This is a genomic window from Bacillus gaemokensis, from assembly GCF_001590835.1.
In the GTDB taxonomy this organism is placed as follows: Bacteria; Bacillota; Bacilli; order Bacillales; family Bacillaceae_G; genus Bacillus_A; species Bacillus_A gaemokensis.
Genome location: NZ_LTAQ01000070.1, coordinates 69,428 through 95,865, shown reverse-complemented (window position 1 = coordinate 95,865; position 26,438 = coordinate 69,428). Strand labels below are relative to the sequence as shown.

The 26,438-nt window shown below is 31.9% G+C and carries 24 protein-coding genes; 17 read left to right on the top strand and 7 right to left on the bottom strand.

Annotated elements, in window-relative coordinates; genetic code table 11:
- Window positions 1-131 precede the first annotated feature (131 nt).
- Together AZF08_RS27640 and AZF08_RS27635 are read right to left on the bottom strand one after the other, a co-directional pair.
- Window positions 132-1,817 (bottom strand): M3 family oligoendopeptidase, encoded by a 1,686-nt coding sequence (locus AZF08_RS27640; protein WP_033675547.1) that lies wholly within the window; start codon window positions 1,815-1,817, stop codon window positions 132-134.
- A gap of 77 nt (window positions 1,818-1,894) precedes the next feature.
- The gene (locus tag AZF08_RS27635) at window positions 1,895-3,178 is read right to left on the bottom strand and encodes a glycosyltransferase family A protein (protein ID WP_033675548.1); all 1,284 of its coding nucleotides are present in this window, start codon (window positions 3,176-3,178) and stop codon (window positions 1,895-1,897) included.
- 408 nt (window positions 3,179-3,586) lie between these two features.
- On the opposite strand from AZF08_RS27635, the gene AZF08_RS27630 reads away from it, so the two are divergent.
- The 9 genes from AZF08_RS27630 (at window position 3,587) to pseI (ending at window position 12,905) form a co-directional block, all read left to right on the top strand.
- Entirely contained in the window at window positions 3,587-4,354 is a 768-nt protein-coding gene (locus tag AZF08_RS27630; RefSeq protein ID WP_033675549.1) for a glycosyltransferase family 2 protein, read from the top strand.
- A gap of 4 nt (window positions 4,355-4,358) precedes the next feature.
- Window positions 4,359-5,756 (top strand): CDP-glycerol glycerophosphotransferase family protein, encoded by a 1,398-nt coding sequence (locus tag AZF08_RS27625; RefSeq protein WP_033675550.1) that lies wholly within the window; start codon window positions 4,359-4,361, stop codon window positions 5,754-5,756.
- A 65-nt stretch (window positions 5,757-5,821) separates the two neighbouring features.
- Window positions 5,822-6,847 (top strand): SDR family NAD(P)-dependent oxidoreductase, encoded by a 1,026-nt coding sequence (locus AZF08_RS27620; protein WP_033675551.1) that lies wholly within the window; start codon window positions 5,822-5,824, stop codon window positions 6,845-6,847.
- Window positions 6,844-7,806, top strand: coding sequence for a GDP-mannose 4,6-dehydratase (locus tag AZF08_RS27615; protein WP_033675552.1), 963 nt, complete (start codon window positions 6,844-6,846; stop codon window positions 7,804-7,806). The genes AZF08_RS27620 and AZF08_RS27615 overlap by 4 nt, the downstream gene beginning before the upstream one ends.
- The gene (gene pseC, locus AZF08_RS27610) at window positions 7,806-9,005 is read left to right on the top strand and encodes a UDP-4-amino-4,6-dideoxy-N-acetyl-beta-L-altrosamine transaminase (RefSeq protein WP_033675553.1); all 1,200 of its coding nucleotides are present in this window, start codon (window positions 7,806-7,808) and stop codon (window positions 9,003-9,005) included. The genes AZF08_RS27615 and pseC overlap by 1 nt, the downstream gene beginning before the upstream one ends.
- Before the next feature lie 6 nt (window positions 9,006-9,011).
- Entirely contained in the window at window positions 9,012-10,007 is a 996-nt protein-coding gene (locus tag AZF08_RS27605) for a cytidylyltransferase domain-containing protein (RefSeq protein WP_033675554.1), read from the top strand.
- Between the two features lie 187 nt (window positions 10,008-10,194).
- On the top strand, window positions 10,195-11,301 hold the full coding sequence (gene pseG, locus AZF08_RS27600; RefSeq protein ID WP_033675555.1) for a UDP-2,4-diacetamido-2,4,6-trideoxy-beta-L-altropyranose hydrolase: 1,107 nt from the start codon (window positions 10,195-10,197) through the stop codon (window positions 11,299-11,301).
- Window position 11,302: 1 nt separating this feature from the next.
- Entirely contained in the window at window positions 11,303-11,863 is a 561-nt protein-coding gene (gene pseH / locus AZF08_RS27595) for a UDP-4-amino-4,6-dideoxy-N-acetyl-beta-L-altrosamine N-acetyltransferase (RefSeq protein WP_033675556.1), read from the top strand.
- A complete protein-coding gene (pseI, locus tag AZF08_RS27590) occupies window positions 11,856-12,905 on the top strand; it encodes a pseudaminic acid synthase (RefSeq protein WP_033675557.1) in 1,050 nt (349 codons plus the stop codon). Before pseH ends, pseI begins: the two co-directional genes overlap by 8 nt.
- A 123-nt stretch (window positions 12,906-13,028) precedes the next feature.
- On the opposite strand, the gene AZF08_RS27585 is transcribed toward pseI, so the two are convergent.
- The 3 genes from AZF08_RS27585 to AZF08_RS27575 all read right to left on the bottom strand — a co-directional run bounded on the left by AZF08_RS27585 (window position 13,029) and on the right by AZF08_RS27575 (window position 15,718).
- A complete protein-coding gene (locus AZF08_RS27585) occupies window positions 13,029-14,006 on the bottom strand; it encodes a CgeB family protein (RefSeq protein ID WP_033675558.1) in 978 nt (325 codons plus the stop codon).
- Window positions 14,007-14,037: 31 nt separating this feature from the next.
- Window positions 14,038-14,283: a hypothetical protein gene (locus AZF08_RS27580; RefSeq protein WP_033675559.1), complete on the bottom strand. Its 246-nt coding sequence runs from the start codon at window positions 14,281-14,283 to the stop codon at window positions 14,038-14,040.
- A 502-nt stretch (window positions 14,284-14,785) separates the two neighbouring features.
- Window positions 14,786-15,718 (bottom strand): DMT family transporter, encoded by a 933-nt coding sequence (locus AZF08_RS27575; protein ID WP_033675560.1) that lies wholly within the window; start codon window positions 15,716-15,718, stop codon window positions 14,786-14,788.
- 276 nt (window positions 15,719-15,994) lie between these two features.
- On the opposite strand from AZF08_RS27575, the gene AZF08_RS27570 reads away from it, so the two are divergent.
- The 6 genes from AZF08_RS27570 (at window position 15,995) to AZF08_RS27545 (ending at window position 21,578) form a co-directional block, all read left to right on the top strand.
- On the top strand, window positions 15,995-16,450 hold the full coding sequence (locus AZF08_RS27570; protein WP_033675561.1) for a GNAT family N-acetyltransferase: 456 nt from the start codon (window positions 15,995-15,997) through the stop codon (window positions 16,448-16,450).
- Window positions 16,451-16,600: 150 nt separating this feature from the next.
- Complete coding sequence (locus AZF08_RS27565; protein ID WP_033675562.1) at window positions 16,601-17,974, top strand: aminotransferase-like domain-containing protein; 1,374 nt, start codon at window positions 16,601-16,603, stop codon at window positions 17,972-17,974.
- Window positions 17,975-17,990: 16 nt separating this feature from the next.
- Window positions 17,991-18,338, top strand: coding sequence for a hypothetical protein (locus AZF08_RS27560; RefSeq protein WP_033675563.1), 348 nt, complete (start codon window positions 17,991-17,993; stop codon window positions 18,336-18,338).
- Window positions 18,339-18,348: 10 nt separating this feature from the next.
- On the top strand, window positions 18,349-19,227 hold the full coding sequence (locus AZF08_RS27555; protein ID WP_033675564.1) for an SDR family oxidoreductase: 879 nt from the start codon (window positions 18,349-18,351) through the stop codon (window positions 19,225-19,227).
- A 688-nt stretch (window positions 19,228-19,915) separates the two neighbouring features.
- Complete coding sequence (locus tag AZF08_RS27550; protein ID WP_051725809.1) at window positions 19,916-20,350, top strand: C1q-like domain-containing protein; 435 nt, start codon at window positions 19,916-19,918, stop codon at window positions 20,348-20,350.
- 673 nt (window positions 20,351-21,023) lie between these two features.
- Window positions 21,024-21,578: an undecaprenyl-diphosphatase gene (locus AZF08_RS27545; RefSeq protein WP_033675565.1), complete on the top strand. Its 555-nt coding sequence runs from the start codon at window positions 21,024-21,026 to the stop codon at window positions 21,576-21,578.
- Between the two features lie 25 nt (window positions 21,579-21,603).
- Here the strand turns inward: AZF08_RS27545 and pdxR are convergent, their stop codons facing one another.
- A complete protein-coding gene (gene pdxR, locus AZF08_RS27540) occupies window positions 21,604-23,037 on the bottom strand; it encodes a MocR-like pyridoxine biosynthesis transcription factor PdxR (protein ID WP_033675566.1) in 1,434 nt (477 codons plus the stop codon).
- A gap of 148 nt (window positions 23,038-23,185) precedes the next feature.
- On the opposite strand from pdxR, the gene AZF08_RS27535 reads away from it, so the two are divergent.
- On the top strand, window positions 23,186-24,103 hold the full coding sequence (locus tag AZF08_RS27535) for a DMT family transporter (protein WP_033675567.1): 918 nt from the start codon (window positions 23,186-23,188) through the stop codon (window positions 24,101-24,103).
- Between the two features lie 388 nt (window positions 24,104-24,491).
- Window positions 24,492-24,947: a GNAT family N-acetyltransferase gene (locus AZF08_RS27530; protein WP_033675568.1), complete on the top strand. Its 456-nt coding sequence runs from the start codon at window positions 24,492-24,494 to the stop codon at window positions 24,945-24,947.
- Between the two features lie 158 nt (window positions 24,948-25,105).
- On the opposite strand, the gene secY is transcribed toward AZF08_RS27530, so the two are convergent.
- Window positions 25,106-26,410 (bottom strand): preprotein translocase subunit SecY, encoded by a 1,305-nt coding sequence (gene secY, locus AZF08_RS27525; RefSeq protein ID WP_033675569.1) that lies wholly within the window; start codon window positions 26,408-26,410, stop codon window positions 25,106-25,108.
- Window positions 26,411-26,438: the final 28 nt, after the last annotated feature.

Here is a 26,438-nt window from a genome sequence, read left to right as displayed (position 1 = left end):
GCCCATTGGAATACAGGGTTCAAGCCGCTTAAAGTATTTTTATTATTTCCACTGTCTACTTGACAGGGAGCTGTTCAAGATTAATCAAAATGGATTCTTTTATTTAGTAGACGTAATTCATTATTATTTACTTATAAATTCTCTAGTAATTCTAATTCCTCTTCAACAAAATACATCAAATCTCTTATTGTTTCACTAGAAAAATCAAACTGAATTCCGGCAGCTTCGTATATTTCTTTTACAGATTTAGAAGCTCCTAAGGATAAAGCTTTTTTATAGTTTTGTAATGTTTGTTTTGGATTTTCTTTATATTGTTTATACATTTGCAAGGCACCAATTTGTGCAATTGCATACTCAATATAATAGAAAGGTACTTCAAAAATATGAAGGACAGACAACCATTCTGCGGCTATCCAGTGTTCATATCCATCTTTATTTACCACACTTGAATTATATATTGTAGAAAGCTCTAAAAACTTAGTATTTCGTTCCTCAGCAGTATGATTTGGATTCTCATACAACCAGTGTTGGAATTGATCAATGATAAGTGTAAATGGCAAAAACTCTACAATTTGTGTTAATTGATCTTGTTTAGCTTGTTTGAAATCCTCTTTATTTTTATAAAAAGCATTCCAGTTATCCATTGTAAATAGTTCCATTGTCATGCTTGCTAATTCAGCAGTCTCCATTGGTAAATGTTGATATTGATGTATGGAAACATCTTTCATTAAATCATGATGAATACAGTGGCCCATTTCATGTAAGAAAACAACAACGTCAGCTTGTGTTTTTGTTAAATTCATAAAAATAAATGATAGTTTAGATGCGGGCAAGTACTCACAGAATCCACCTGGTGCTTTTCCTTTTCTGCTGTCTAAATCTAAGTAATTCTGCATTTTCTCTAGAAGAGCTGTAAAACTTGAATCGATGTCTGTAAAAATAGTTTTACTTTTTTCTATTAATTCCTTTTCATTTTTTACAGGTTGTAAAGGTTTATAATCTGCAGGAACGGCATGTATATCCCATGAACGTAAAGTATCCAAATGAAGCTTCTTCTGTAATTTCCTATGCATCTTTTCTTGAAGTGGTACAACGTATTTACGAATAGATTCAGCGAATTCAGTACAGTGCTCTGCTGTATAATCAAAGCGCTCATATTTTTTAAACATGTAGTCGCGGTAATTTGTCACACCAATGTTCCGAGCCTTTTTTGTCCGGAGTGTAATTAATTGATTTAAGATTTCTTGAATTTTATCCTCTACGGATAAAAACTTTTCAGAGATAGCAGTCATTGCTTTTTGACGAATGTTTCGATCGGGATCTTGTAAATATCTTCTTAATTCAAAAGGGCTTATTTCTTCACCATCCCACATAACAGTTAGGTTCCCTGTAATCTCAAAATATCTTGTTATTAACTCATCTTCTGTAATTTCTAAACTAATATTTTCTTCACTAAAGAGTTCTCTAGTATTTTTAATTTTTTTATCTAAAAATCCAAATTGAGAAGGATCTAACTGTGAACGGTAGGGTGACTCATAATATTTTTCGTCAAGTAGATTTTTATAACGTTTTAATATAGGTTGCACTTGTTTTTGCGTAAAGTCAAAAATTTCTTTTGCCTCTATATCATTCGTATTTCGTTGAAAGGCAATATAATGTTGCATCAGTTGCTCAGTGATAGAATTTAAAGTCTGTGATTGTTGTATTAACCAATTTTCAAGTTCTTGATTAGAAGATACCGGTACGTTCAATAGTACATCCAATTCTTGTGTTAGTTCATCTAAATTACTAATATTGATAGTCATTGCTTGCTGCATCATATAGCCCCCATTTTATTTTCTCATGATATTTAGTTATTCTTTTTTTGTTTTTATATCCCTTCCTGGGGCTATTTTCACTTGTCATTCTCAGTTAAGTGAGAATGACGTGATGAGATAAGAGGACCTATCTTAAAGTATGATAAGCTGGTTTTTGAAATCGGTATGCAGTTTTTTAATAAATGAAGTTTTTGTAAAATATCTTTATCAATTGGGTGAAGCATGCTATCTGTCATAATGAAATATTTTTGATGATGTGTAAATACTTTTCCTTCTGGTAGAATTGTATAATTTGATAATTTTGGATATATAGGTGGACCAATTGGTAATTTATCTAAATTACAGTGTGATACCTTAATAATTTCTTGAGCTGAAAATTTGAATTTGCGAAATGCTATAGTATTAATAAATGGACGTTTTTGATTATTTTCAATATAAAATAGCTCACCTTTTTCATTTTGAACAACACGTAGATTTGGAATTGGTCTTGAAAGAGTTATAGGGAAATCTTCTTCGTATTTGTAAATAAATGGGTCGGGGATAGAAGTGATTAGATTTTGATTATATTTGAAATAAGAAAGCATTTCTTTTGATAGGAATCTACGTTTATAATTATCAATTAAAAATATCTCATTTTGTGAATTCCGGAGCAAAATACCATTTAAATCTTTAGAAGGGAGATTGCTATATAGATTTTGAAAGGAAAAGGGTGTTTTGTATGTGATATCGAGCACTTTATTAAGGGGATAAAAAGGTTGAAATGTATTTAAACGTTTCCAAAATATTGCATCACCGTTAAACCAATATAGAGGATTAGTCTCCCAGTATTCACCGTATTTTTGATAAACCTTTAATAAAATTCTTCTTGTATGCATAACTGAACAGTGATCTACAACATTTGCAGCCGTATATAAAATTTTAGAAGCGGCTCTTAGATATTCATGAGTAGGTTGTAGTGCATAATTAACACATTTTACGTGCTGAGAAGAGTACACTATATCTATGTCTGGGCGTTTTGTTAAGAAAGATAACATTTCTGCTAATCTATCTGGAACGTATACAGTATCATCCGTTAAGTAGCAAATATAATCTCCGCATGTTAAAGGGAGTGCCTCATTGATAAGTGTTGCATATCTTGTTGTTTTATATCGCTCATTATTTTGTATAAAACTATTCCTATACGAAATTCGTGGGTCATTTAAATACCTTTTTATGATTTTTATAGTATCTGGACAAGAATTGTCATCCATAATAAAAAGTTCCCACTCTTTAAATGTTTGCATTTGAACGCTTTCAATCACTTGATTAATTAAGGAAGGTTTATTATAGCTAGTAAGGATAATTGAAATTTTTGGTTTCAAAATCAGCACCTCTTTAAAATAATAATAATCCGATATAACTATCAATTCTAAGTGAAAAGTTATTGGATTTAATAAAAGGTCATGTAATTAATATCTTTTAGTAATCAAATCCTTGGCTTTTGAGCTAGTTGTTCTTATTTCTCAAGGTTTTTAAAGTGAACCTCAATAAACGATTAGAATCACCTATTTATACATTTCATTTTTGTGATTGAATAGTTTATTACAGTTTCATAGATATGGTATAGACTTTCGTGGAAAATAATAAAAATTCATGGACAAACAAGATATCTCCTTTATCTTTTAGTATATTTACAAAAAAATTTTTCATAATTATCGGAACAGTTAGTCCTTTTTGTTTATATAATAACGTAACTGTTCTGTATTTATTGATAAGGAGGAGAATAATGTTTGCCTAAAATCACAGTTATTATGACTAGTTATAATAAGCCTATGTTTGTAGCAAAATCGATACTGAGTGTATTGAATCAGAATTTCCAAGATTTTGAATTTTTCATTATGGATGATAATTCTAACGAATCTACTCAGAAAGTGATTCAACCATTTATAAAAAATAGAAATGTACACTTTTATAGAAGTAATATTAAACATATTTCAGAACGAACAGAAAAAGTAAGATATGCAGTTTTAATTAATGAAGCACTTCAGCATGCAAAAGGAGAGTATATTACGTATATTACAGATGATAATCAATACGAGAGAGAACGACTTAAAAAGATGTCTAGTTATCTCGATGAGAATAAAGATGTTCAAATTATTTATTCCGCATCACAAACGATCCATCTTGATGAAGCAGATAAGCCTATTAAAACTGTACAAAGACCAGCACAAAAGATTACAAATAATGCTCCATGTACAATTGATCATTGTTCTATCATGCATAGAGCTTCTATTTTGCCAATCGTTCAAAAAAAATGGGGTTCTTACTGGGATGAAAACCCAGAATTTTATCGCATAGGAGATGCTCGTTTTTTTTGGAGATTGAATCACTTTTGGGATTTTTATCCGATAGATAAGATTTTAGATATAAATTATATTACTTCAAATTCAATACATTCACAGTTATTCGCGGAAGAAAAAAATGAATTTGTACAATTATTACCACCACAAAGAACATGTAAAGAATTAAGAGAAGACTTAAGAAGAAAAAGAGGGTGAAATCTTGAGTGAAGTCTATTTGAAAAATTATTGGCTATTAAATTTAGAATATATAAAGATTTTTTCTAAGTTAGTACATCATAATATTTCTTTACCTTTATTAAGTAATTTTTATCAATATTTAGAAGAAGATGTTAAAAAGAAGATGAAAAAAAAGGATTTTTATAAATATTTGTCAGTTGCGCCAATAGAAGAAATGCAATTACAGTCAGAATTTGAAAAATGGTTGCCTTTGCTTGAGCAAACGGCAAAAAAAGGGGGATCAGATGGAATAGTATTGCTTAATACTGATTATCTTCGTTTTTCAGCAGGTAATTTTTCTCATTTTAATCCTAATTATACAAAAATATTAACAAGAGCAAAAAAGAAAGAACTTTATGGTCTTCCTACGATTTGTGCACTAGATTATACAAATAAAGTTCCTAATAATTCTCATATTTTCATTGGAAAAGCTCAAAAAATCTTTTCAACATTTAAAGAACATCCGCTATTTTCTAATATATTTTTCCAAACAAAATTACTCAATGATCTTCCTATCATGATTGAAAAAATTAATATGGCATATTTTATTTTTGAAAAATATGATATCTCGAGTGTGATTGTTGGTACAACAGAAGATATAACGAACCGAGTACTTACTCTTATCTCCAAAAGTAAGGGGATTCCAAGTTATTGTCTTCAGCATGGGGCCATAATGGGAGAAGAAGCTTTTTTTCCAATTTTCGCTACGAAACAGATTGTATATGGAGAGTATGAACGAGAGTGGTATTTTCAAAAAGGTGGAGCTGATTCTCAAATCGAGATAATGGGACACCCAAGATATGATGATATCTTTGACAAGAAGCATTTAGGAAAAAAAGAACTTTGTAAGAAACTAAATATAGATCCCTCTAAGAAAATAATCTTTATTGCAACTCAGCCATTTAAAACCCCATTTTATGTTGAATTAACAAAACAATTGATGAGAGACAAAAATATTACAGTTATTATAAAGCCCCATCCTTGGGAAAAAGGTCGTAATTTAGTAAGCGAATATATTCATTTAAGTAAGGTATATCCTAATGTCAAGTATATTACAACTGAAGTAAATATTTATGATGTCATTTCTAATTCAGATCTTGTAGTTATCTCTAATTCAACAGTAGGATTAGAGGCTATGTTATTAGATACACCGGTAGTTGTTTATAAATCTAAGTCAGAGGAAAGAGATTATAAATATTACGATGAATTAAGTTGGCTTGTGACTCATTCTATTGAAAATATGATACACACAATTGAAAAAGTTTTATATGATTCTTCATATTCCACAATTGCTAAACAATTAAGGGATTATTTCATACAGAAAAATTATCCTCAAACAACAGTTACTCAAAAATTACAAGATTTATCTCGAAGTATGTAAAAATTAAAAACATTCTAATATATTATTTTTAGAAATTATTTTATAAAAAGGAGGTATTTAGGTGTATGTTTTTCACAAATAAAAAAGTTTTAATTATTGGTGGAACAGGTACGATTGGAAAGAGTATTCTTTCTTCTGTTCTCGCTGAAAACCCAAAGGTTGTACGAATTTTTAGTAGAAGTGAATTCAACCAACTATTATTGCAAGAAAGATTCGGAAATACTCATCCAAACATCCGATATTTAATTGGAGATATTCGAAATTATGACCGATTATATAGTGCAATGGAAAATATTGATTATGTGTTCCATGTTGCGGCGATGAAACATGTTTCATTTTGTGAATATAACCCATTTGAAGCGGTATTGACTAATATTTTTGGAACACAAAATGTAATAAAAGCAGCAATTGCACAAAAAGTAAAAAAAGTGATTTTTACAAGTTCTGATAAAGCGATTTCACCAACAAATAATTATGGGGCAACAAAGCTAACTGCTGAAAGACTTATTACATCAGCAGAATACTCAAAAGGTTCAAGTGAAACAATATTTGCAAGTGTCCGTTTTGGTAATGTTATGGGATCCAGAGGTTCTGTTATTCCTTTATTTGAAAATCAAATCAAAGAAAATCAAAAAATAACTGTTACCGATCTTAGTATGAGTAGATTTATGATGACATTAAAACAGGCAACAGTTTTAACAATTGAAGCAATGAAAATTGCAAAGGGAGGAGAAACCTTCATATTAAAAATGCCTGTTATTTCATTAAAAGATTTAGCAGATGTAATGATAGAGGAAGTTACTAAATTGTATAGTTTATCTAGGGCAAGCATCAAGATTGAGGAGATTGGATTAAAACCTGGAGAAAAAATGTACGAAGAGCTCATGACATATGATGAATCCTTGCAGGCTTTTGAATTACCAGATATGTTTATTATTCCAAGTCTATTAAAAAAAGATTATCTATATGAAAATGTAAAAAGAGCAAAGCCGGGATTTTACCGGTCGGATCATCAAAATGCAATTTCGAAAGAGGATCTTAGAAATCTAATATTAACTCAAAAATTGCTATCAAGGGGAGGACATGTATGAAGGTATTAGTGACTGGTGGTGCAGGTTTTATTGGTAGATGGGTTGTAAAGCAACTATTGCAAGATAACCATCAAGTATGGATACTAGATAATTTAGCAAATTCAAGCACAACAAATATTATTGAATTTGCACATGATTTTAACATGAGGCAATGTATCAAAGGAGATATTAAAGATCAAAAGTTAGTGGCTCAATTATTTAAAGAGCATTCATTTGATATTTGTTATCACTTAGCAGCGAGTATTAATGTTCAGGATAGTATAGATGATGCTAGGGCAACCTTTGAAAATGATACAGTAGGTACATTTAATGTGTTAGAACAATGTTATAAGTATAATGTCAAAATGGTTTTTATGAGTACTTGTATGGTATACGATAAAGCTACTAAACCACAAGGTATATCTGAATTAGACCCAATTAAGCCAGCTTCTCCATATGCTGGAGCAAAAATCGCCGCTGAAAACATGGTTTTATCTTATTATTACGCTTATAAACTACCTGTTGTAGTTGTTCGCCCATTTAATACGTATGGGCCATTTCAGAAAACTGGTGGCGAAGGTGGAGTTGTCGCTATTTTCATAAATAATAAACTAGATAATGTACAACTAAATATTTATGGAGATGGAACACAAACGAGAGATCTTTTATTTGTTGAAGACTGTGCAAATTTTGTTGTGACTGCTGGTTATTCTGCAAAAGCAAATGGTCATATTATTAACGCAGGAACAGGAAGAGATATATCAATTAATAAATTAGCAGAATTAATTTCGGGAAACAAATTAAGTATTCAACATGTTCCTCATATCCATCCGCAAAGTGAGATTCAAAAGTTATTATGTAATTATGAACAAGCCAAAAAGATATTAAATTGGGAACCGAAAATTTCCCTAGAGGAAGGGCTTAAAAAAACGGAAGAGTGGATTCAATCTATAAAAATTAACTCTGAGGAGAATGAATGATGGGAGGAGAAGCTCTCGGGATACATGGAGGAAAACCTGTTAGAGAAGTATATCTGCCTTATGGTCAGCAACAAATTGATGAACATGACATTCATTCAGTCATAAATGTTTTGAAAGGAGACTTTTTAACAACAGGACCAACGATTCAACAGTTTGAGAAGGCGATAGCGCAATATGTTGGAGCAAAATATGCTGTTTCTTTTGCGAATGGTACAGCAGCTTTACATGCCGCCTGTTATGCAGCGGGCATCTCAGAGGGAGACGAAGTAATTACAACTTCAATGACATTTGTAGCAAGTGCAAATTGTATTTTATACCAGGGTGGAAGACCAGTATTTGCTGATATAGACTATGAAACTTATAATATTAGTACTGAATCTATAGAGGAAAAGATTACAAGTAAAACAAAAGCTATTATACCCGTGCACTTCACAGGGCAACCTGTAGAATTAGATACAATAAAAAAGATAGCAAAAGAAAATAATCTGATTGTAATTGAGGATGCAGCTCATGCATTAGGGTCCACATATAAAAAACAAAAGATTGGTTCAATTGGTGATATGACAATGTTTAGTTTTCATCCTGTGAAACACATTACAACAGGAGAGGGTGGAATAATCACAACAAATAATTCTGTATTTTACGAAAAACTTATCAAGTTTCGTACTCACGGGATTGAGAGAGATCCAAAAAGACTCCTTGAAAACCAAGGACCTTGGTATTATGAAATGCAATATTTAGGCTATAACTACCGAATGACTGATATACAAGCAGCTCTCGGTTTATCACAGTTAAGTAAATTAGATTCATTTATTAAAATAAGAAAGAAATATGTTGAGATTTATAATATGGAATTTGGTACTCTATCTGAAATTAGTATACCAAAGCAATTACACAATACTTTTTCAAGTTGGCACCTTTATATCATTCGTTTAAATACTAGATTATTGAAGTGTAATCGAAAAGAAGTTTATGAGGCACTACAAAAAGAAAATATTGGTGTGAATGTTCATTATATACCTGTTCATTTACATCCATTTTATCAAAAGTTAGGTTATGAAAAGGGGATTTGTCCACAAGCAGAAAAGTTATATGAAGAAATTATTACTCTCCCTCTATTTCCTAAAATGACAGAAGATGATGTATGGGATGTAATTAACGCAGTTAAAAAAGTTCTTTTGTTTTATAGAATTGCTTAATTTTAACTGAAAGGAGTTTTAGTAAAATTGCTAAATGAAAAGATGCTAAGAGCAGTAACAAAAGTTTATATTCGAAAAGGAGAAATCATTACCACTAGTAAAATAGATATAAAACCAAATATTGTAGAAAACGGATTGACCCCGCTTGAAGTTGAAAAATTATTACCTCAAGTAGCATTATATAATTTGCAAGCAGGAACGCCATTAACAAAAAATATTATAGAACCCCCTAAGGTAGTAATTATTGTACTTTGTCGATTAAAATCTACAAGGTTACCTTTGAAAGCTATATTGCCAATATACGGAGTTCCCTCTATTGAACGTTGTCTTGTAAATTCATTGTCTATTCCAGGAGGGTACCAAGTCATACTTGCCACTTCAAACATATCACAAGATGATCCTTTAGAAAAATTTGATTTAGATGGGAAAGTTAAAATTGTAAGAGGTGACCCAGAAAATACTGCAGATCGTATATTCAAAGCTGCTAAACAAGAAAATGCAAACATTGTTATACGGATTACAGGAGATTGTCCAGTTGTATCGCCGGAGATCAATAAGTATTTACTTGAGGAACACTTGAAAAGTGGAGCGGATTATACTCAAGCGCAGCTAAGTACGTTACCTGTTGGAACGGCTGGAGATATTTTTACATTAGAAGCAATAGAACGCTTACTACAAACCCCGAAAACTTTAAGCTATACAGAATATCTTCCATTTTATTTTATAAATAATCCTCATTTATTCCGAGTCAATATCGTAAAACTCCCTACTCAATTTTGTTATCCTTCTTGGAGGTTAACATTAGATGAACAACCAGATTTAGATATGTTTAATGAACTCTATAAAAATCTTGATGTGAAAACAGAGCCTATATTTTTTCAGCAAATAATAGAATACATTCACAAAAATCCTGAAATCATGCAAATCAATAATCGTGTAAAGATGAAGTGGACAAATCAACAATCGCTAGTAGACGAACTAAATAGAGGGACAAAATTATAAAGTAAAACTTTAATCAGTGGGAGTTTTTTTCCCCACTGATTATTAGCCTTCACCAATTGGGCTTTTACGGGTGGGTCATCTCTCACCTAACTTCTTTGCTTACGCCGAATTTTGAGGTGGGAATATTACTGCCCGCAATAGCGAGATAAATTAATATTTGTAGTTTCTTAAACAAGGAGGGATCAAATTGCTTGAAAATAAAAAAAAAATTGTCTTTCGTGCTGATTCATCTATTGAAATAGGAACGGGTCATATTATGCGTTGTTTAACACTTGCTCAGGAGTTTCGGAATAAAGGGGCTCAAATATATTTCATTTGTCGTAAGTTGCAGGGTGATCTTCATCAATATATCTTAACTAAGGGATTCCATGTGTTTTTATTAGATGCAAATAAGGAAAATACAGATTTCTCAAGTACATTATATGGAAATTATTTGAATTGGCTAAAATTTCATTGGTTTGTCGATGCACAACAAACCAATGAAATCTTGTCGCAAATTCAAAAATTTGATTGGCTAATAGTTGATCATTATGCATTAGATAAAAAGTGGGAGACTGTTTTAAGAAAAACTGTACGAAAGATTATGGTGATTGATGATCTTGCAGATCGAGTGCACGACTGTGATTTGTTGTTAGATCAAAATCTACACAATAATCTTAATGTACGCTATAACGATTTAATACCAGAGCACTCTTTAGCGAAATTAGGGCCTAAATACGCTATATTACGCCCGGAGTTTCATTATGCTAAGAAATCTTTACGAAAACGAACGGGTGAGATTGAACGTATTTTTATTTTTTTTGGTGGACACGATGCGACAAATGAAACATTTAAAACACTAAGAGCTATACAAAATATGCATAACGATGCTTTAAAAATAGATGTAGTGGTAGGAAGTCAAAATCCAAATAAGAAAGATATTCAATGTTATTGCAAGGGCATTCCAAACATTTCATATTATTGTCAAATAGAGAATATAGAAAAGCTTATGGTACAAGCAGATTTAGCGATAGGAGCTGGTGGGACAACGACATGGGAGCGCTGTTTCCTTGGGTTACCTTCAATAACAATTACAACTGCACAAAATCAAATAGAAGTAACCAAGGCTGTCGCAGAGGCTGGAGCAACATGGAATATCGGTACAGCTGAAACTGTTTCATCTGAAACAATTACGGAATGTCTGACCAAACTTTTAACAAATTCAGGTAAAGTGAAAAATATGTCTAATAAAGCTTTAGCTATAATGTGTGCAAGTAATTCGGACGATATAGTAAAGATTGTTTTAGGAGGATAGCATGTTAAACATAGAGAATTTTCATCTGAAATGTATAGAAAAGAAAGATTTAGATCTTATTTTAAAATGGAGGAATTCAGAAGAAATTCGTTCTGTTATGTACCAAAATCATAAAATATCAAAATATGAACACTTTAGATGGTTTGAAAAACTAAAATATGACGACACAAAGGTTGCAAGGTTATTGGTATATAATGAAAAACCAATTGGATTTATTAATTTCACAAAAATAAACAAAATAAATCAAACTTGTTATTGGGGTTTTTATATAGGGGACAAACAAAGTGTAAAGCGGGCTGGAACAGTTTTAGGTATAGTAGCATTAAATTTTATTTTTGAAACATATGGTATACAAAAACTATGCGCAGAAATATTAGACCGGAATCATATTAGTTTAAATTTTCATAAAAAATTCGGTTTTCAAGAAGAAGGAAGATATTTGAACCATATTTTCAGAGATAATGAATATATTGACATCATTACAATGACTCTGCTTCGTGAGCAATGGATGGAAAGGAAAGAAAAAATTATAAAAGAACTTGAAGGTGAAAAATATGAATAACATTTATATTAGCAGTAGACAGATTGGCAATAACGTTCCACCCTTTATTATTGCAGAAATGTCAGGGAATCATAATCAATCATTAGAAAGAGCACTGCAAATTGTGGAAGCGGCTGCAGAGGCTGGGGCACAAGGATTTAAAATTCAAACATATACACCTGATACAATGACTTTAAATATAGAAACTGGTGATTTTTTAATTCGTGATACGAAAAGCTTATGGGAAGGTAAATCGCTTTATCATTTATATAAAGAAGCATATACACCATGGGAGTGGCATAAGCCTATTTTTGATCGTTGTATAGAATTAGGAATGATTCCATTTAGTACACCATTTGACGAAACGTCTGTAGATTTTTTAGAGTCTTTAAATGTTTCTTGTTATAAAATTGCATCTTTTGAAAATACTGATATTCCTCTGATTCGTAAAGTCGCTGCAACGGGGAAACCAGTAATTATTTCAACAGGTATGGCATCAGTTGCTGAATTAGATGAAACAGTAAGGGTAGCTAGAGAAGAGGGGTGTAAAGATTTGATTCTATTAAAATGTACAAGTACGTATCCTGCCTCCCCTAAATTTACAAATATAACTACCATACCTCATATGAAAGAGTTATTTCAATGTGAAGTAGGCTTATCTGACCATACACTTGGACTAGGAGTTGCTGTAGCGAGTGTTGCTTTAGGAGCAAGTGTAATTGAAAAGCATTTAACGCTTTCTAGATCTGACGGGGGGGTTGATGCTGCATTTTCGATGGAACCTGCTGAATTTAAATCTCTAGTAAGTGAAACTGAAAAAGCATGGGAATCCTTAGGGAATGTATATTATGGTCCTACTGATTTAGAACAAAACTCTTTAAAATTTAGAAGGTCATTATATGTTGTAGAAAACATAAAAGCAGGAGAAATGTTCACGAATGAAAATATTAAAGCGATTCGACCTGGTAATGGTTTATCACCAAAACACTTATCGAAAATTATAGGAAAGAAAGCGAATAAGGATATAACAAAGGGAACACCTATATCATGGGATCTAATTTGATAGGATATAAGGAAATATAACTAGGAATCCAATAAATAATTTAAAAAGCCTTTTCTTAATTGAAAAGGCTTTTTAAATTATTCAGAATGATCATAGGAAAAAAGATATATTAAATCAAATAAATTAATGAAGTTGTGATTGGAAAATCGCTATTATGAAATCGATTCTCTGATGAAAAGTATGCTGCTTGAGAACTTTTTTTTGAGCTTTTTGAACCATTAACTCCTTGAAATCCGTATCATTCAAATAAATGGATATTTTTCGCGAACAGTCTTCGAAACTTTGATAAAATAGAATTTCATCTCTATCGAAGAAAGAATAAAGATCACGTTTTTCTTCGATGATTTGAAAACCTTTACAAGCCGCGATATCGAAAGTTCGATTATTAATCGTATTATTTTTTATTTTGTTTTCATTTTGATTTTGTGGAAATAGATAACTACGGTGAGGATTTAATATAAGGTTAGTGTTATTATAATATAATGCAACTTCTTGAGGGGGTATCCAGTCTTCGATAATTTTGATTCTGGGGTGTTTTCGCCATAGTTTAAGTAATCTATTTCTCCAGTGTTGACCAATAATTGTATAGTGATAAGGGGTTTTTTCTAAAAGAAAATGAATTAACTTTACTCGGTTCGGATACGGATATCCAATAAATAAAATTTCACTCTTATAGTCTAATTTTTTTAAACCAGATTTAAATATCGTTGTATTTGTTGCTAATGGTAAATGATATACATTGGTATACCCTAAGCTTGTATAATAATTGAGTGCACCACTATCAATGGTAAATATAAAATCAAAGGTATCCAATTCAGTAAGAGAGGTATCGATATAAAAAGGGTCTTCAGTTAACCAAACAGCTAATTTGATATTCTTCTCTTTAAAATATTGAGTTGTTTTTTGAGGTATATGGTTTCCTAATAAGGTGAAAACGATGTCAGGTTGAAACGATGTCACTATAGAATCAAGTTTTTCTATTGGATCCCAAGGCTGCACTGCTATCCATTCAAAATCTTTATCTGTAAGCGCTTTTTGTATACTTTGATCAAGGTAATCGTAAATTTTTAAATAACCAGAAAGAATGTATAATAGTTTCATATTTCACCCCCTATTTTAGGTTCAAAATATTTTATATAATAAAAGTAACACTTTCTATTTCTTTGCAACTGATTTTGGTAACACTTGTTGTGGGAGGGGAAACTGAAATTTCTTCTACTAATGTGACTGTACAGCTATTAGCATCAAAATCAGTAAAAGTAGCAGGTCCAATAATATTTCCAGATTTACCAGTTACCGTCACGACAGTTCCAGGTAATAGATTTTTAAAAATATGACATGCGGTACCTGAACATCCAAATAAATTGCATAAAAACAAATTTATCACTCCTTTTCATAATATATTATATAATATGAAAATAAATAGTATGATGTATAGACAAGTAACCTTTTGAGAAGAAAAAATCAAGAATTAAATTTGAAATAGGTGTGAATAACTGATACAAGATGATAACAAATCTTAATAATTAAAAATACTATTTTTCGCTTTAGTTTGTGTAATTATTTTTTGGGGGATTTTTTATGTAATGTAATGATTAATGAGCAGATTTTGTAAAAAATAAAGGGAAGTGCATAGACCTTTTTTAGATATTTCTAGTGGATTTAAAATTCTATTTATTGGTAATATGGATGGAATTAAAGTGTTTCTGACTGAAAGGATATCTGTACAAAATCAAGGTTTCTCATGGTAATATTTAAATCCTTATTCATATTAAACTAATGAGCAGAAAATAAATTACAAAAGCCGATTTCCATATTTATAGGAGAACGGCTTTTTCTTAAAGTTTACGTAATGTATTAGAGAATTTTAAATCTTGGTTTCATAATTTTGTGAGATTCTTTTTTTTATAATTATTTTTGGGATGTAATGTGTTTGTTCCTACTATACCAAGAATAATCATTATGGCTCCAATAATATAATAATAGGAAATTCTTTCATGTAAGAAAAATACGCCGGCAATAATTGTGATAAGTGTGGATAGGTTGCTAAAGATACTCATTTTAGTTGCTTCAATATAAGATAATGAATAATTTAATAGGAATGCTGTGAGCAAGGAAGACAATAGTCCTAAATATAAAATGGATATAAGAAATGTTCCGTTTGTAAATGGTTTAAAGTATATGTTTACTGTACCTTTATTCATATGCTCAATGATGGCGATTAAATTGAAGTTAAGGAAGCCAATGGCTGTCATCATATATGTTAAATCAATTAACTTGAATTTCTTTGTCATTTTCCGAGCTAATACATTGTAGCAAGCAGACGACAATGCTGATAATAGAATGAGAATAAATCCGACAAAACTAGTTTCATGCGTTTCCATACCATTCATCACAAATATATAAATGACACCAATTACAGAAAGAAGTATAGAGATTTTTTGCCACATATTTGTATGTTCTTTTAAAAAATAGGAAGCTAAAATCATAGTAAATACAGGAATTGCAGCCTGAATAATTCCTGCCTCAGAAGAGCTTGTATATACTAAACCAAATGCCTGGAAAGCGAAGAATAATGCTGGATAAAATAGCGCCAGTGGCAAAAGGGACAGTATGTTTTTAAAAGAAATATTTAATTTTACAAAACCGAAAATGACAGGAATAGTTGCTATTAAAAAAGCAACAGTAAAACGATAAGCAAGTGTATCAAGGGGATTTGTAACCGTTAATGCTAATTTCACAAATAGAAATGAAAATCCAATAATAAATGTATATAATAATGCGGCTGTATAAGCTTTGGTTGTATTTTTCATATTTCCACCTCATGGATTCGTTTTATTACTGGCTAGTATATGTACATGGTAATCTGCCTGAGTCAATGCTACAATGTGAAGAACTATCAATTGTACCGGTACAAAATAGGTATGGTGTATTTTTAAAATAAAATTGCACCGTTTTGAAAAAGTTTAATTGTTTATAAAAATGATAAACCGAAATGTATTTGTGTTTTAAACTAACAATACCGATTAGTGTAAAAAGAAGGGGGGGTGAGCGGTTACAAAGAATGTGTATTGAAGGAGGGGAATCATTTGAAAGTAGTCGAAATACAACAGCGACAAGATTTATTCGATAAGGCTATTAATGTTTTTTGGGAACAGTGGGGAAACGAGCATAACTATAAATTTTATCAAGATTGCATGATGCATTCATGCAATACTACAGACGAAATTCCAAGATTTTATATAGCATTAAAAAATGAATGTATAATTGGCACATTCGCATTAATTAGGAATGATCTTATTAGCCGGCAAGATTTATACCCATGGCTTGCTTGTTTATATGTTGAGCCAGCATATAGAGGTAAAGAAATCGGCTCTCAGTTACTCAAACATGCTATTCAAGAGACTTCAAAAAAGGGATTTGAAAAACTTTATTTAAGTACTGATTTAGAAGGGTATTATGAAAAATACGGATGGTCATACCTAGCCGAAGGATATGGTGTTAGTGGAGGCTCCATAAAGATTTATGAGAAAACAGTTGAGTAAAAAAAGCATGAAAATGATTAAAATTTTATATAATAGAATCATTTTATTGAATATGTTAAGAGCATGTTTTGAAAAAGGATTGTTCAAAACATGCTCTTTCTATTTGCTGTTATCAAAATTTATTTTGAAGCTATACATGGAGGTGTAATAATGTATAAATACTTAAAAATATTAAATGATCTAGAAAGTATGATTCAAAAAGGCGAGATAAAAGAGGGAAAGAAATTACCGTCGATACGCTCACTTGTCACGCAGTATCAATGTAACAAAGCCACAGTTATTCGTGCGCTTCATGAATTAGAAAAACGCCATATTATTTATTCCGTTCCTCAAAGTGGATATTATGTGGTAAGGAAAATAGGGAATTACGAAGACAATGATACAGAGAACATTGATTTTGCCTCTTCAGCTCCAGATCCTGATGTATTTCCTTACTTAGACTTTCAACATTGTATTAATAAGGCAATTGACATATATAAGAATGATTTGTTTATATACGGTACACCTAAAGGTTTACCATCTTTAATTTCAGTTGTGCAGAAGCAATTAGCAAACTATCAAGTGTTCACAAAAGAAGAAGACATTTTTATTACCTCAGGAGTTCAGCAAGCTTTAGCTGTATTAACTTCTATACCATTTCCTAATGAAAATGAAACAATACTTATTGAACAACCGAGCTACCACTTATATATTGAGTATTTAGAAACGAATGGTATTCCTGTAATTGGTATAAAACGAAACACTGAAGGAATTGATTTGAATGAGTTAGAAAGAATCTTTCGAACGGAAAATATTAAGTTTTTCTATACAATTCCAAGGTTTCATCATCCACTTGGTACTTCATATTCTAAGAAAGAAAAAGAAAGGATTATTTCTCTCGCAAAAAAATATAATGTATTTATTGTGGAAGATGACTATTTAGCCGATTTGGAACAAAACCAAAAAGAAGATCCATTGTATAGTTATGATAATTCCTCACATGTAATCTATCTAAAAAGCTATTCAAAGATTATATTCCCTGGTCTACGAGTGGGTGTAGCGGTGATTCCATCTTGTATTGCGGAAGCGTTTCATACATATAAAAAACTATTGGATATTGATAGTTCAATGATTTCCCAAGCTGCGTTAGAAATCTACATAAAAAGCGGGATGTTTGAACGACACAAACAAAAAATTCGTTCGTCTTACTACGCGAGATCTAAGGTGTTATCAGAGGTACTAGAAGAAGAATATAAAGAAAATCAACATCTGTTTACATATAGACCAGGCGACAAAATAGGAATACATACGTGCCTATCACTACATAAAAGTATTTCTCCGGAAACACTTATTAAAAACGTAAGACAAAATCAAATATTTATAGATTCTATCGATAAAAACTATTTATTTTCTTTTCATAAAGAAAAACTTTTAAAATTAAACGTTTCAAATGTGAAAGAGGATAAAATTGAGGTAGGAATTCATAAGATAATTGAAGAAATGAAACAAGTGAATCACGTAGATTTTCATTTTAAGGAGGATTAATATAGGAGGATCTATTGTGAAGAAAAGAATAATAGCCTTGTTTATATGTATTGTCATAGGTATCGGAGGAATAGCAATTGTTATATCTAATAAAAAAAGATCAGAATGTATAGCTGCGGCTATCCAAATAAAATCAGTTGTGGTAGATCATAATAATCTACCTCTCGCAGATGTGAAAGTTTATGAAGATGCAATCGTAAATAAGGAACGTGCGATTTCAAATTCGCAAGGTGAGTTCAAATTTTACTCTGGTGTTTGTGGTGAAATCACGTTACAATTTGTTACTCTAGATGGAGAAAACTATACAAAAAAATATGATAGAGAAAATGTACCTGAATTAATTAAATTGGAAAATAAAAGTTAAGGAGAATAATATGAAACTATTACAAGGAAAAGTTGCAGTAGTAGCTGGAGCAACGCGTGGCGCTGGAAGAGGTATTGCGATGATGCTTGGTGAAGCAGGCGCGACAGTATATGTAACAGGAAGAAGCACAAAAGGTAATTTATCATCAATGGGAAGAACGGAAACGATTGAAGAAACAGCAGAACTTGTTACAAAGCAAGGTGGGCAAGGAATCGCTGTTCGTGTAGATCATACAATAGAAGAAGATATTAAAGCATTATTTAGACAAGTTCAAGAAGAGCAAGGTGGAAAACTTGATATTTTAGTAAATGATGTTTGGGGCGGAGATCCGCTTACTGAATGGGGAAAACCTTTTTGGGAACATGATTTACATAACGGATTACTAATGCAGCAGCGTGCGGTTCATTCACATATGATGACAAGTTATTATGGTGTACCTCTTATGGTGAAAAATAAGAAGGGTCTTGTCATTGAAATTACAGATGGTGTAGATTATCAATACCGCGGAAACTTATATTATAGTTTAGCGAAAGTCTCAACTATTCATTTAGCTGAAGCGATGGCAAAAGATTTAGAAGAACATCAAATTACTGCAGTTGCGGTAAGTCCTGGTTTTCTCCGTTCTGAAGCAATGTTAGATCTATTTGGTGTAACAGAAGAAAACTGGAAAGAAGGTGCAAAAAAAGATCCACATTTCATCGCATCTGAAACACCTTTCTTTGTCGGAAGGGCAATTGCTTCCTTAGCAAGTGACCCAAATGTTCATAATAAAACAGGAAAAGCACTTAGTTCATGGGGATTAGCTAGAGAATACAGATTTAAAGATATTGATGGTAGACAACCGGATTGGGGTAAATATTTTGAAGAGAATGTTTTAAACCAATACTGATATAATGAATAGCATTCTTTTATCACCTATTTAAGGGCAGTAACACTCTCGCCTCAAAATTCAGTAGAAAAAAGAAGTTAGTCGGGAGATGCACTATCCGTAAAATATCGATTCATGAGTGATAGTTGATGAAATTTTCACTTTATGTTGCACCATTAGAAAAGGACGAGCATATACCGCTTGTACCTCATTAACTTTAGTAATTCTAACTTTCGTTAATAGGAATCCTCAAAACCCCTATATCTAAAAAAAGCGCCTGCGGAAACAGGTGCTTTTTTTATTGGATAACATGAATATTATAAACAGGGAGGATAATTAGTCTTGAAATACATTCATAATTATTAGTAATTTGTAATCTTAAACATGCTGCTAAACGCATACCTGTTGTTATTGTAAGTATATATTTAAGATGATATCAGCTTACGCTTCCTTGTAGTCTTTATAACTTACTATAAGAACTAAATAATTTATCCAATCGCGCTTTTTTGCATAGTATGTACTAAGTGAATAGGGGGGATATATTTTTATGTATAATTATTGTAAACATTGTAGAGGTTACCGAAAAAGAAATCATGATTGCTGTAAAAAATGTGATAGATGTCATGAAAAGTGCAAGAAATGTCGTGATGTAACACCCTCAATCAATGTGTAAGTTGATTGTTGTAATGATAGCAAACTAGGCGGATTAGTGAGGGCCTCAGGATTCCGTGCTGCTAACACGGCAGCTAGCATACCCATTCCTGTAGCAAATCAGTATGTAAAAGTTCTATTTTCTAATAAACAATTTGATTTAGATAATGAATACAACGCTACAACATCTACATTTATTGCCAAAACGGCGGGTGTTTATCATTTCAATGCAAGTATTATATTTCAAGCCGACATAAACATAGATTACCAATTAGGAATTGCAGTTACTGTAAATCGTAACAGTAGTGATGTAGATAATGAATTTTCGGATGAAAATTCGCCTTTTATGACTACACTAGAGATTAATACTATAGTCCAGTTAAATGCTGGAGATAGCGTAGAAATTTTTGCCTTATCTTCAACTCCAGGTCAAATTATCGCTAGAGAAGATATACGTTTTGCAGGTGCGCGTTTTCCATCTCCATTAACATAAAGTGAAACCAATCGGGCTTTTACGTACAGTTTATCTCCCATCTAACTTTGTTCAAAATGTTTTTCAGCATGAAATCTATTATTCAAAGTTAATACAGTGTTTTCAAGAATTGAGTGAAGGGATTATTCACTCGTTAAAAGTCTTAGTTTGGTATGAAAACAACCTAGAAGGTTAACGTAAAGAAAAAAATCGCTTTTTATTTATAGAGATTATAATATTCCATTACCACAGGTACAATACTTTATTTTTTATTACTAATAAGTATGACTATAGCAACCTTTAGCCATAATTATGACTAAAGGTTTTTTGTTTTGAAAAATTGAATTTTAAAAATTGTAAAGGGGGCAAAATTCATGGAAGATAATAAAAATTTAATACTTCTTTTTATTGCTTTAGCTTTGGTTTTAGCGTTTTTTGTCGGAGGCATGGTTTATTCATTATGGAGACCATTTTGAATTATCAAACATATAAATGGTTACTAATTTACCATTAACGAACAGCTTATGTTCTTGCAATCAGTCATTAATCATTTTTCTTTTTTATATTGTTAGTGGTTTTAATATCTAAAGCTAAAACGAAGAAATAAAATAGTGTTTTTACACATATTACATGTTTGTCTTTGGAAAGGGAATGATATGTATATACCATTTCAGAGAAAAGGAGAGCAGATGCAATGAATTATATGTTATTTAAAGCTATTAATCGCCTTGCTGGACGTGGCAATGCTATGGATACAATTATGGTATTTATTTCACAGAAGGCCCGATATCTGTATTTTTTTATAGTAGCTTTCATGTGGTTTAGAAACAATGCCTACAAAAAAAATATTTTGTATTCAGGGATTTCGGTAGTATTCACTTTATTTATAAACTGTATCATTCAGCGATTTTACTTTAAGCCCCGTCCGTTTGTTTTACATCGTGTTCGTCTACTTATCCCGTCAATGAAAAACTCTTCCTTTCCAAGTAAACATACTGCATTAGCTTTCGCTGTAGCAACTTCTATCTCACTTCATGACCGCTTTATTGGCTCAATCATGTGGTTGCTAGCTATTTTAACAGGTTTTTCACGTGTTTGGGTAGGACATCATTATCCTTTTGATATTATTGGTAGTGCTTTAATAGGAAGTGTAATGAGTGTCGTGGTTAATAAGTATACATATGCATTTCAACCTGTTGTCACTTGGATTATAAATATATTTTCTTCGTTAACAAAACCAATGAAATGAAAAGAGGGGGATAGATCCCCCTGTATTATTTTTGAAAATCAGAAATGACTTTATAAAGTCTCTCTAGTCCAACAATTAAATCTTGTTCACTTAACATGGAATAACTAATACGCAAATGATTATGTTGCGATTCATGGACAAAACAAGCGGTTCCAGGTAAAAAAGAAACATTAGCCTCTTTAGCTTTTTCCAGCAATGAAAATGAATTTAGTGAACTCGGAAGCGAAATCCATAAATTAAAGCCACCTTGTGGTTTTTGAAAATAAATGTCTTTAGTTAAAGGAGATAAGATTTTTATTGCTGTATCACGTCTTAATTGTAAGGCTGTGCGTAATTTTTCTATATGTTTTTGCATTCTTTCTGTTCGTAAAAAAGGAAGAATTGCTTTTTGTGTTAACAACGGACTTCCTATATCCATTAAAGATTTCACAGCATATAACCATTCGAAAATAGGTCCCTCTGCAATAAGTGCTGCGATACGAAGACCTGGTGCTAATGTTTTACTGAAACCTTTTAAGTATAGAACATGACCATTTTTATCAAAGGTTTTAAGTGGGGCAGGAAGTTTAACACTATCAAAATATATTTCTCCAAAAGAATCATCTTCAATTATGAAAATTTGATATAGTTCTGCTAGTTCTACAAGTTCCGCTCGTCTTTGTTTACTCATCAAGATACCTGTAGGGTTCTGAAAAGTAGGATTCACATATAATAGAACTGGTTTCTTTTTTTGACAAACTTCATCGATTAAATCAGAACGGATTCCTTGCTCATCAAGCTCAATCGGAATGACTTGCACGCCTTTATTTATAAATACATCAATTGCTGCGCCGTAGCATGGGTTTTCTATTATAACGGTATCTCCTGGTTTTAATAATGTTTGAGCAATTAAATCAATTCCTTGCTGGGCACCACTTGTAATCAATAAATTAGCAGGATTAACAATCAATCTTTGGTAGTCTTTTAAGTATTTTGTAATTTCTATTCGAAGTTCTTCAATTCCTTGAACTGGTCCGTAAGTTGCTAATATCATTTGGTCTTTATCTATTATTTTTTGCATTTCACCTGAAAGAAATGGATTTGGTAAAAGACGAGGATAAAGAATAGCTTGTGAAAGGTCATAATACTTCCTATGTCGATTCATTACATATTGAGATCGTATGACATTGATTGATTGGGTATGTTGCCACTCATAAGGTATGACCTGATGTTTACGCGGTTCATGTTTATGTATATAAACACCTTTACCTTGTTGAATGTGTACATACCCCTTTGATTCTAACCACTTATACGCCTTACGAACTGTTAATATACTTATTTGTAGATCATCTGCCATGTTGCGTAAAGAAGGGAGAGGGTCACCACTTGATAACATGCCACTTTGAATTCGCTCGACAATCTGCATATGGATTTGTCGATAGAAGGGGATATTAGACTCTTTGCGTAGTACGATCTTCATGATTTCACCTAAGTTTCTTTTTAGTTTTAATTTAATCTAAAAATATATTTATAATCAACTAAATATTTTGTAACTGTTATATACCTTAATGTACTGTTATACACGGTTTCCTCTATACTCATTTCAAGAATGAAAAGGAGGAAACATAATGGTCATTTTTAATTATATTTTAATTTGTATGATTTTCGGGACAACATTTTTAACAATTAAAATTGGGATTGAAGCGGGAGCACCTCCGTTATTTTCAGCGGGAATTCGCTTCTTTTTAGCAGGGGGTATTCTTATAATCATTTTTATTTTAAAACGTAAACATGTTGGGTTACATTTGTTATCGAAAAGGATTGTGTATGCTGGTTTTTGTTTAACCTTTATGACATTTGCAACGCTATATTGGGCAGAACAGTATATTTCCTCTGGGTTGGCAGCAATTCTTTCTGCAACAGGACCTATGATGATTTTGTTATTGCAAGTGAAACAAAATAAAACAAAATTAAAAAGGGAACAATTCCTTGCGCTTATAATAGCACTTATAGGAGTTGTTTGTATCTCATTACCCGGGATGCATCAACAGTTCACTCTTATATGGAGTATTGCTTGCCTTGTAATATTAGTAGGTGAATTGTTTTATGGCATAGGTTCCATTCGTTCAAAAGAAATACTTTCAGATTTACCAAAAGTATCACCATTTCTCATTAATGGAATTCAAATGTTTTACGGGGGGGTTTTTCTACTGATTAGTTCTATTTTTATAGAACATCCCAATTTAGCTATATTAACATCTTGGAGTGTACAATGGCCCATTTTGTATTTAATATTTGTAGGTTCAATTGGAGGACACGGATTATACTATTGGCTGTTATCAAAAACGAATCCCGTTTTCCCATCGACTTGGCTTTATGTATCTCCTTTAATTGCTGTTATTACAGGTTATATATTTTTAGACGAACCAATTCAACCCGTAATGGGAATAGGAGCATGCCTTATTTTAATTGGTGTATTCCTAGCGAATCGTTCTACACTTGAATTGTATTTTAAGCAAGGGAAATTATTGAAAAAAGAGATGTAGTAATTTTGTATCATAATGTTATTTTCTACATGTTTTATCTATGGGAATTCAATACTGTGATTTTTTGTGCCTTTATGTTGATAATTTAAAAACAAAATTGCACCGTAAAAAAACATAACTGTTGTGTTAAAGCTGATGAAATGAGATTGATGTGTTATTTTGTATTGTATTATTGAGCAAAAAGAGAAATAGGAAAGGTTCACCGGATTTTTAATCGAATATAAGTTTTATAGATTACTGTAGAATGGAGTGCAGAAATGCATTGGATTTAAAAGCTGTCGTTCAGCAGATGTTTTTTAATTCAATAGGTAACGAGAAATAGAAAATCTTAATTACATCTATAGTTACTTTGAAGTGAGAAAATAATACCGACAAGAAAGGAATTTTTATGGATATTAAAAAAGATGATTTAACGGGTTTTGAAGTGGCTAAATTGTTGATGGATCATTTGCAGAGTATGACAATACATTCTCCTCCCGAAAGTATACATGCATTAGATGTAGAAGCGTTGAGAAAACCAGAAATTACATTTTGGAGTGCATGGGAAGGAGGTAATTTAGTTGGTTGTGGAGCACTTAAAGAACTTGATAGTCAGTATGGGGAAATAAAGTCAATGAAGACTTCTTCGTTACATTTGAGAAAGGGTGTTGCAAAGCGACTCCTTCAACATATAATTGAAGAGGCCAGAAGTCGTGGTTACGAGAGGTTAAGTTTAGAAACAGGTTCAATGGATGCTTTCAAACCAGCTAGAATCTTATATGCGAATGTAGGATTTCAATATTGTAAGCCATTTTCAGATTATATTGAGGATCCCAATAGCGTATTTATGACAATGGAACTATAAATTTGTTTTGGTGGATACCTTAATGGCGTAGATAATGAAGCTTTTAAACTTTATAACATATATTTTGAACAAAATTTATTTCAAAGCTCCAGCTAGATAAAAAACCCTCTCTATATAACGAGAGGGTTTCATTATGTTCAATTTGTATGTATAAAGCGTTAGTTTACTTTCTTTATAAACCCTTTGTAATGACGATTAACAAGTTGACTTTCTAATGTCTTCATTGTTTCTAATGCTACCCCTACGATGATGAGTAAGCTTGTACCGCCAATTTGAGCAGAAGGTGGTAAAGTGGCAACCTTCGTGAACACGATCGGTAAAACCGAAATAGCACCTAAGAAAATCGCACCAATAAATGTTAAACGATACAAAATTTTTGTGACATATCGTTCTGTCGATTTACCTGGTCGAATACCTGGGACATAACCATTTTGTTTTTTCAAGTTTTCCGCCATTTGTTCAGGATTTACTTGAATGAATGCATAGAAGTATGTGAACGCGATAATAAGTCCGACATATAGAGTTAGTCCAACTGGATGTGCAAAGTCTAAATTCGTACTTAACCATTTAGATACAGTAGAGTCAGGGAATAGCTGTGCAATTGTACGCGGCGTCATTAGAAATGCAGAAGCAAAAATTACAGGGATTACACCTGCGCTATTTACTTTAAGAGGTAAATGCGTATTTTTTGCTCCTTGGTACTGATTATTCCCTGAGACAGCTTTTGCATATTGAATAGGGATTTTACGAACTGCTTGTTGGATATAAATAACACCGACAATGATTGCTAAAATAACTAATCCAATCAATACGATTTGTACAATATGCATAAATAGCTGATCTCCAGCATTTTGGAATTGCTGTAAGTAAATCTGATTTACTACATTTGGAATTGCTGCAACAAGTCCTGCGAAGATAAGTATTGAAATCCCGTTCCCTACGCCGTTTGCAGTGATTTGTTCACCTAACCAAAGTAAAAATGCAGTACCGGCAGTTAGCACTGTAGCGATAAATAGATATGTAGTCCAGCTAGGATTTGAAATTAATTGTCCGCCTGCCATATTGTTAAAGCCAATAGACATTCCAATGGCTTGAATAAATGCGAGAATGATTGTAAAGTATCGGGTAAACTGAGCTGATTTTTTGCGGCCCATTTCCCCTTGCTTTGCCCATTCTGTAAATTTAGGTACAACATCCATTTGCAGTAACTGTACAATGATGGAAGCTGTAATATATGGTGTGATACCTACAGCAAAGATTGAGAAGTTTTGTAGGGCTCCTCCGCCAAATATATTAAGCATACCTAAAACATTGGCTTGATCTTGTATTTTTAATACCTCTGCATTAGTATGAGGAACTGGTATAAACGTGCCAATTCGAAAAACAATTAACATCGCAAGTGTAAAAAGGATTTTCCTTCTTATTTCAGCTACTCTCATAAAGTTTGAAATCGTACGAAACATCATGTCGCCTCCTGTATTTTCGTCAGCT

What these genes read in the sequence shown, in the direction of transcription:
- AZF08_RS27640 (WP_033675547.1), bottom strand. Translation starts at nt 1,817, where the DNA reads ATGCAGCAAGCAATGACTATCAATATTAGTAATTTAGATGAACTAACA.
- AZF08_RS27620 (WP_033675551.1), top strand. Translation starts at nt 5,822, where the DNA reads ATGTTTTTCACAAATAAAAAAGTTTTAATTATTGGTGGAACAGGTACG.
- AZF08_RS27615 (WP_033675552.1), top strand. Translation starts at nt 6,844, where the DNA reads ATGAAGGTATTAGTGACTGGTGGTGCAGGTTTTATTGGTAGATGGGTT.
- pseC (WP_033675553.1), top strand. Translation starts at nt 7,806, where the DNA reads ATGGGAGGAGAAGCTCTCGGGATACATGGAGGAAAACCTGTTAGAGAA.
- pseH (WP_033675556.1), top strand. Translation starts at nt 11,303, where the DNA reads ATGTTAAACATAGAGAATTTTCATCTGAAATGTATAGAAAAGAAAGAT.
- pseI (WP_033675557.1), top strand. Translation starts at nt 11,856, where the DNA reads ATGAATAACATTTATATTAGCAGTAGACAGATTGGCAATAACGTTCCA.
- AZF08_RS27585 (WP_033675558.1), bottom strand. Translation starts at nt 14,006, where the DNA reads ATGAAACTATTATACATTCTTTCTGGTTATTTAAAAATTTACGATTAC.
- AZF08_RS27575 (WP_033675560.1), bottom strand. Translation starts at nt 15,718, where the DNA reads ATGAAAAATACAACCAAAGCTTATACAGCCGCATTATTATATACATTT.
- AZF08_RS27565 (WP_033675562.1), top strand. Translation starts at nt 16,601, where the DNA reads ATGTATAAATACTTAAAAATATTAAATGATCTAGAAAGTATGATTCAA.
- AZF08_RS27555 (WP_033675564.1), top strand. Translation starts at nt 18,349, where the DNA reads ATGAAACTATTACAAGGAAAAGTTGCAGTAGTAGCTGGAGCAACGCGT.
- AZF08_RS27545 (WP_033675565.1), top strand. Translation starts at nt 21,024, where the DNA reads ATGAATTATATGTTATTTAAAGCTATTAATCGCCTTGCTGGACGTGGC.
- pdxR (WP_033675566.1), bottom strand. Translation starts at nt 23,037, where the DNA reads ATGAAGATCGTACTACGCAAAGAGTCTAATATCCCCTTCTATCGACAA.
- AZF08_RS27535 (WP_033675567.1), top strand. Translation starts at nt 23,186, where the DNA reads ATGGTCATTTTTAATTATATTTTAATTTGTATGATTTTCGGGACAACA.
- AZF08_RS27530 (WP_033675568.1), top strand. Translation starts at nt 24,492, where the DNA reads ATGGATATTAAAAAAGATGATTTAACGGGTTTTGAAGTGGCTAAATTG.
- secY (WP_033675569.1), bottom strand. Translation starts at nt 26,410, where the DNA reads ATGTTTCGTACGATTTCAAACTTTATGAGAGTAGCTGAAATAAGAAGG.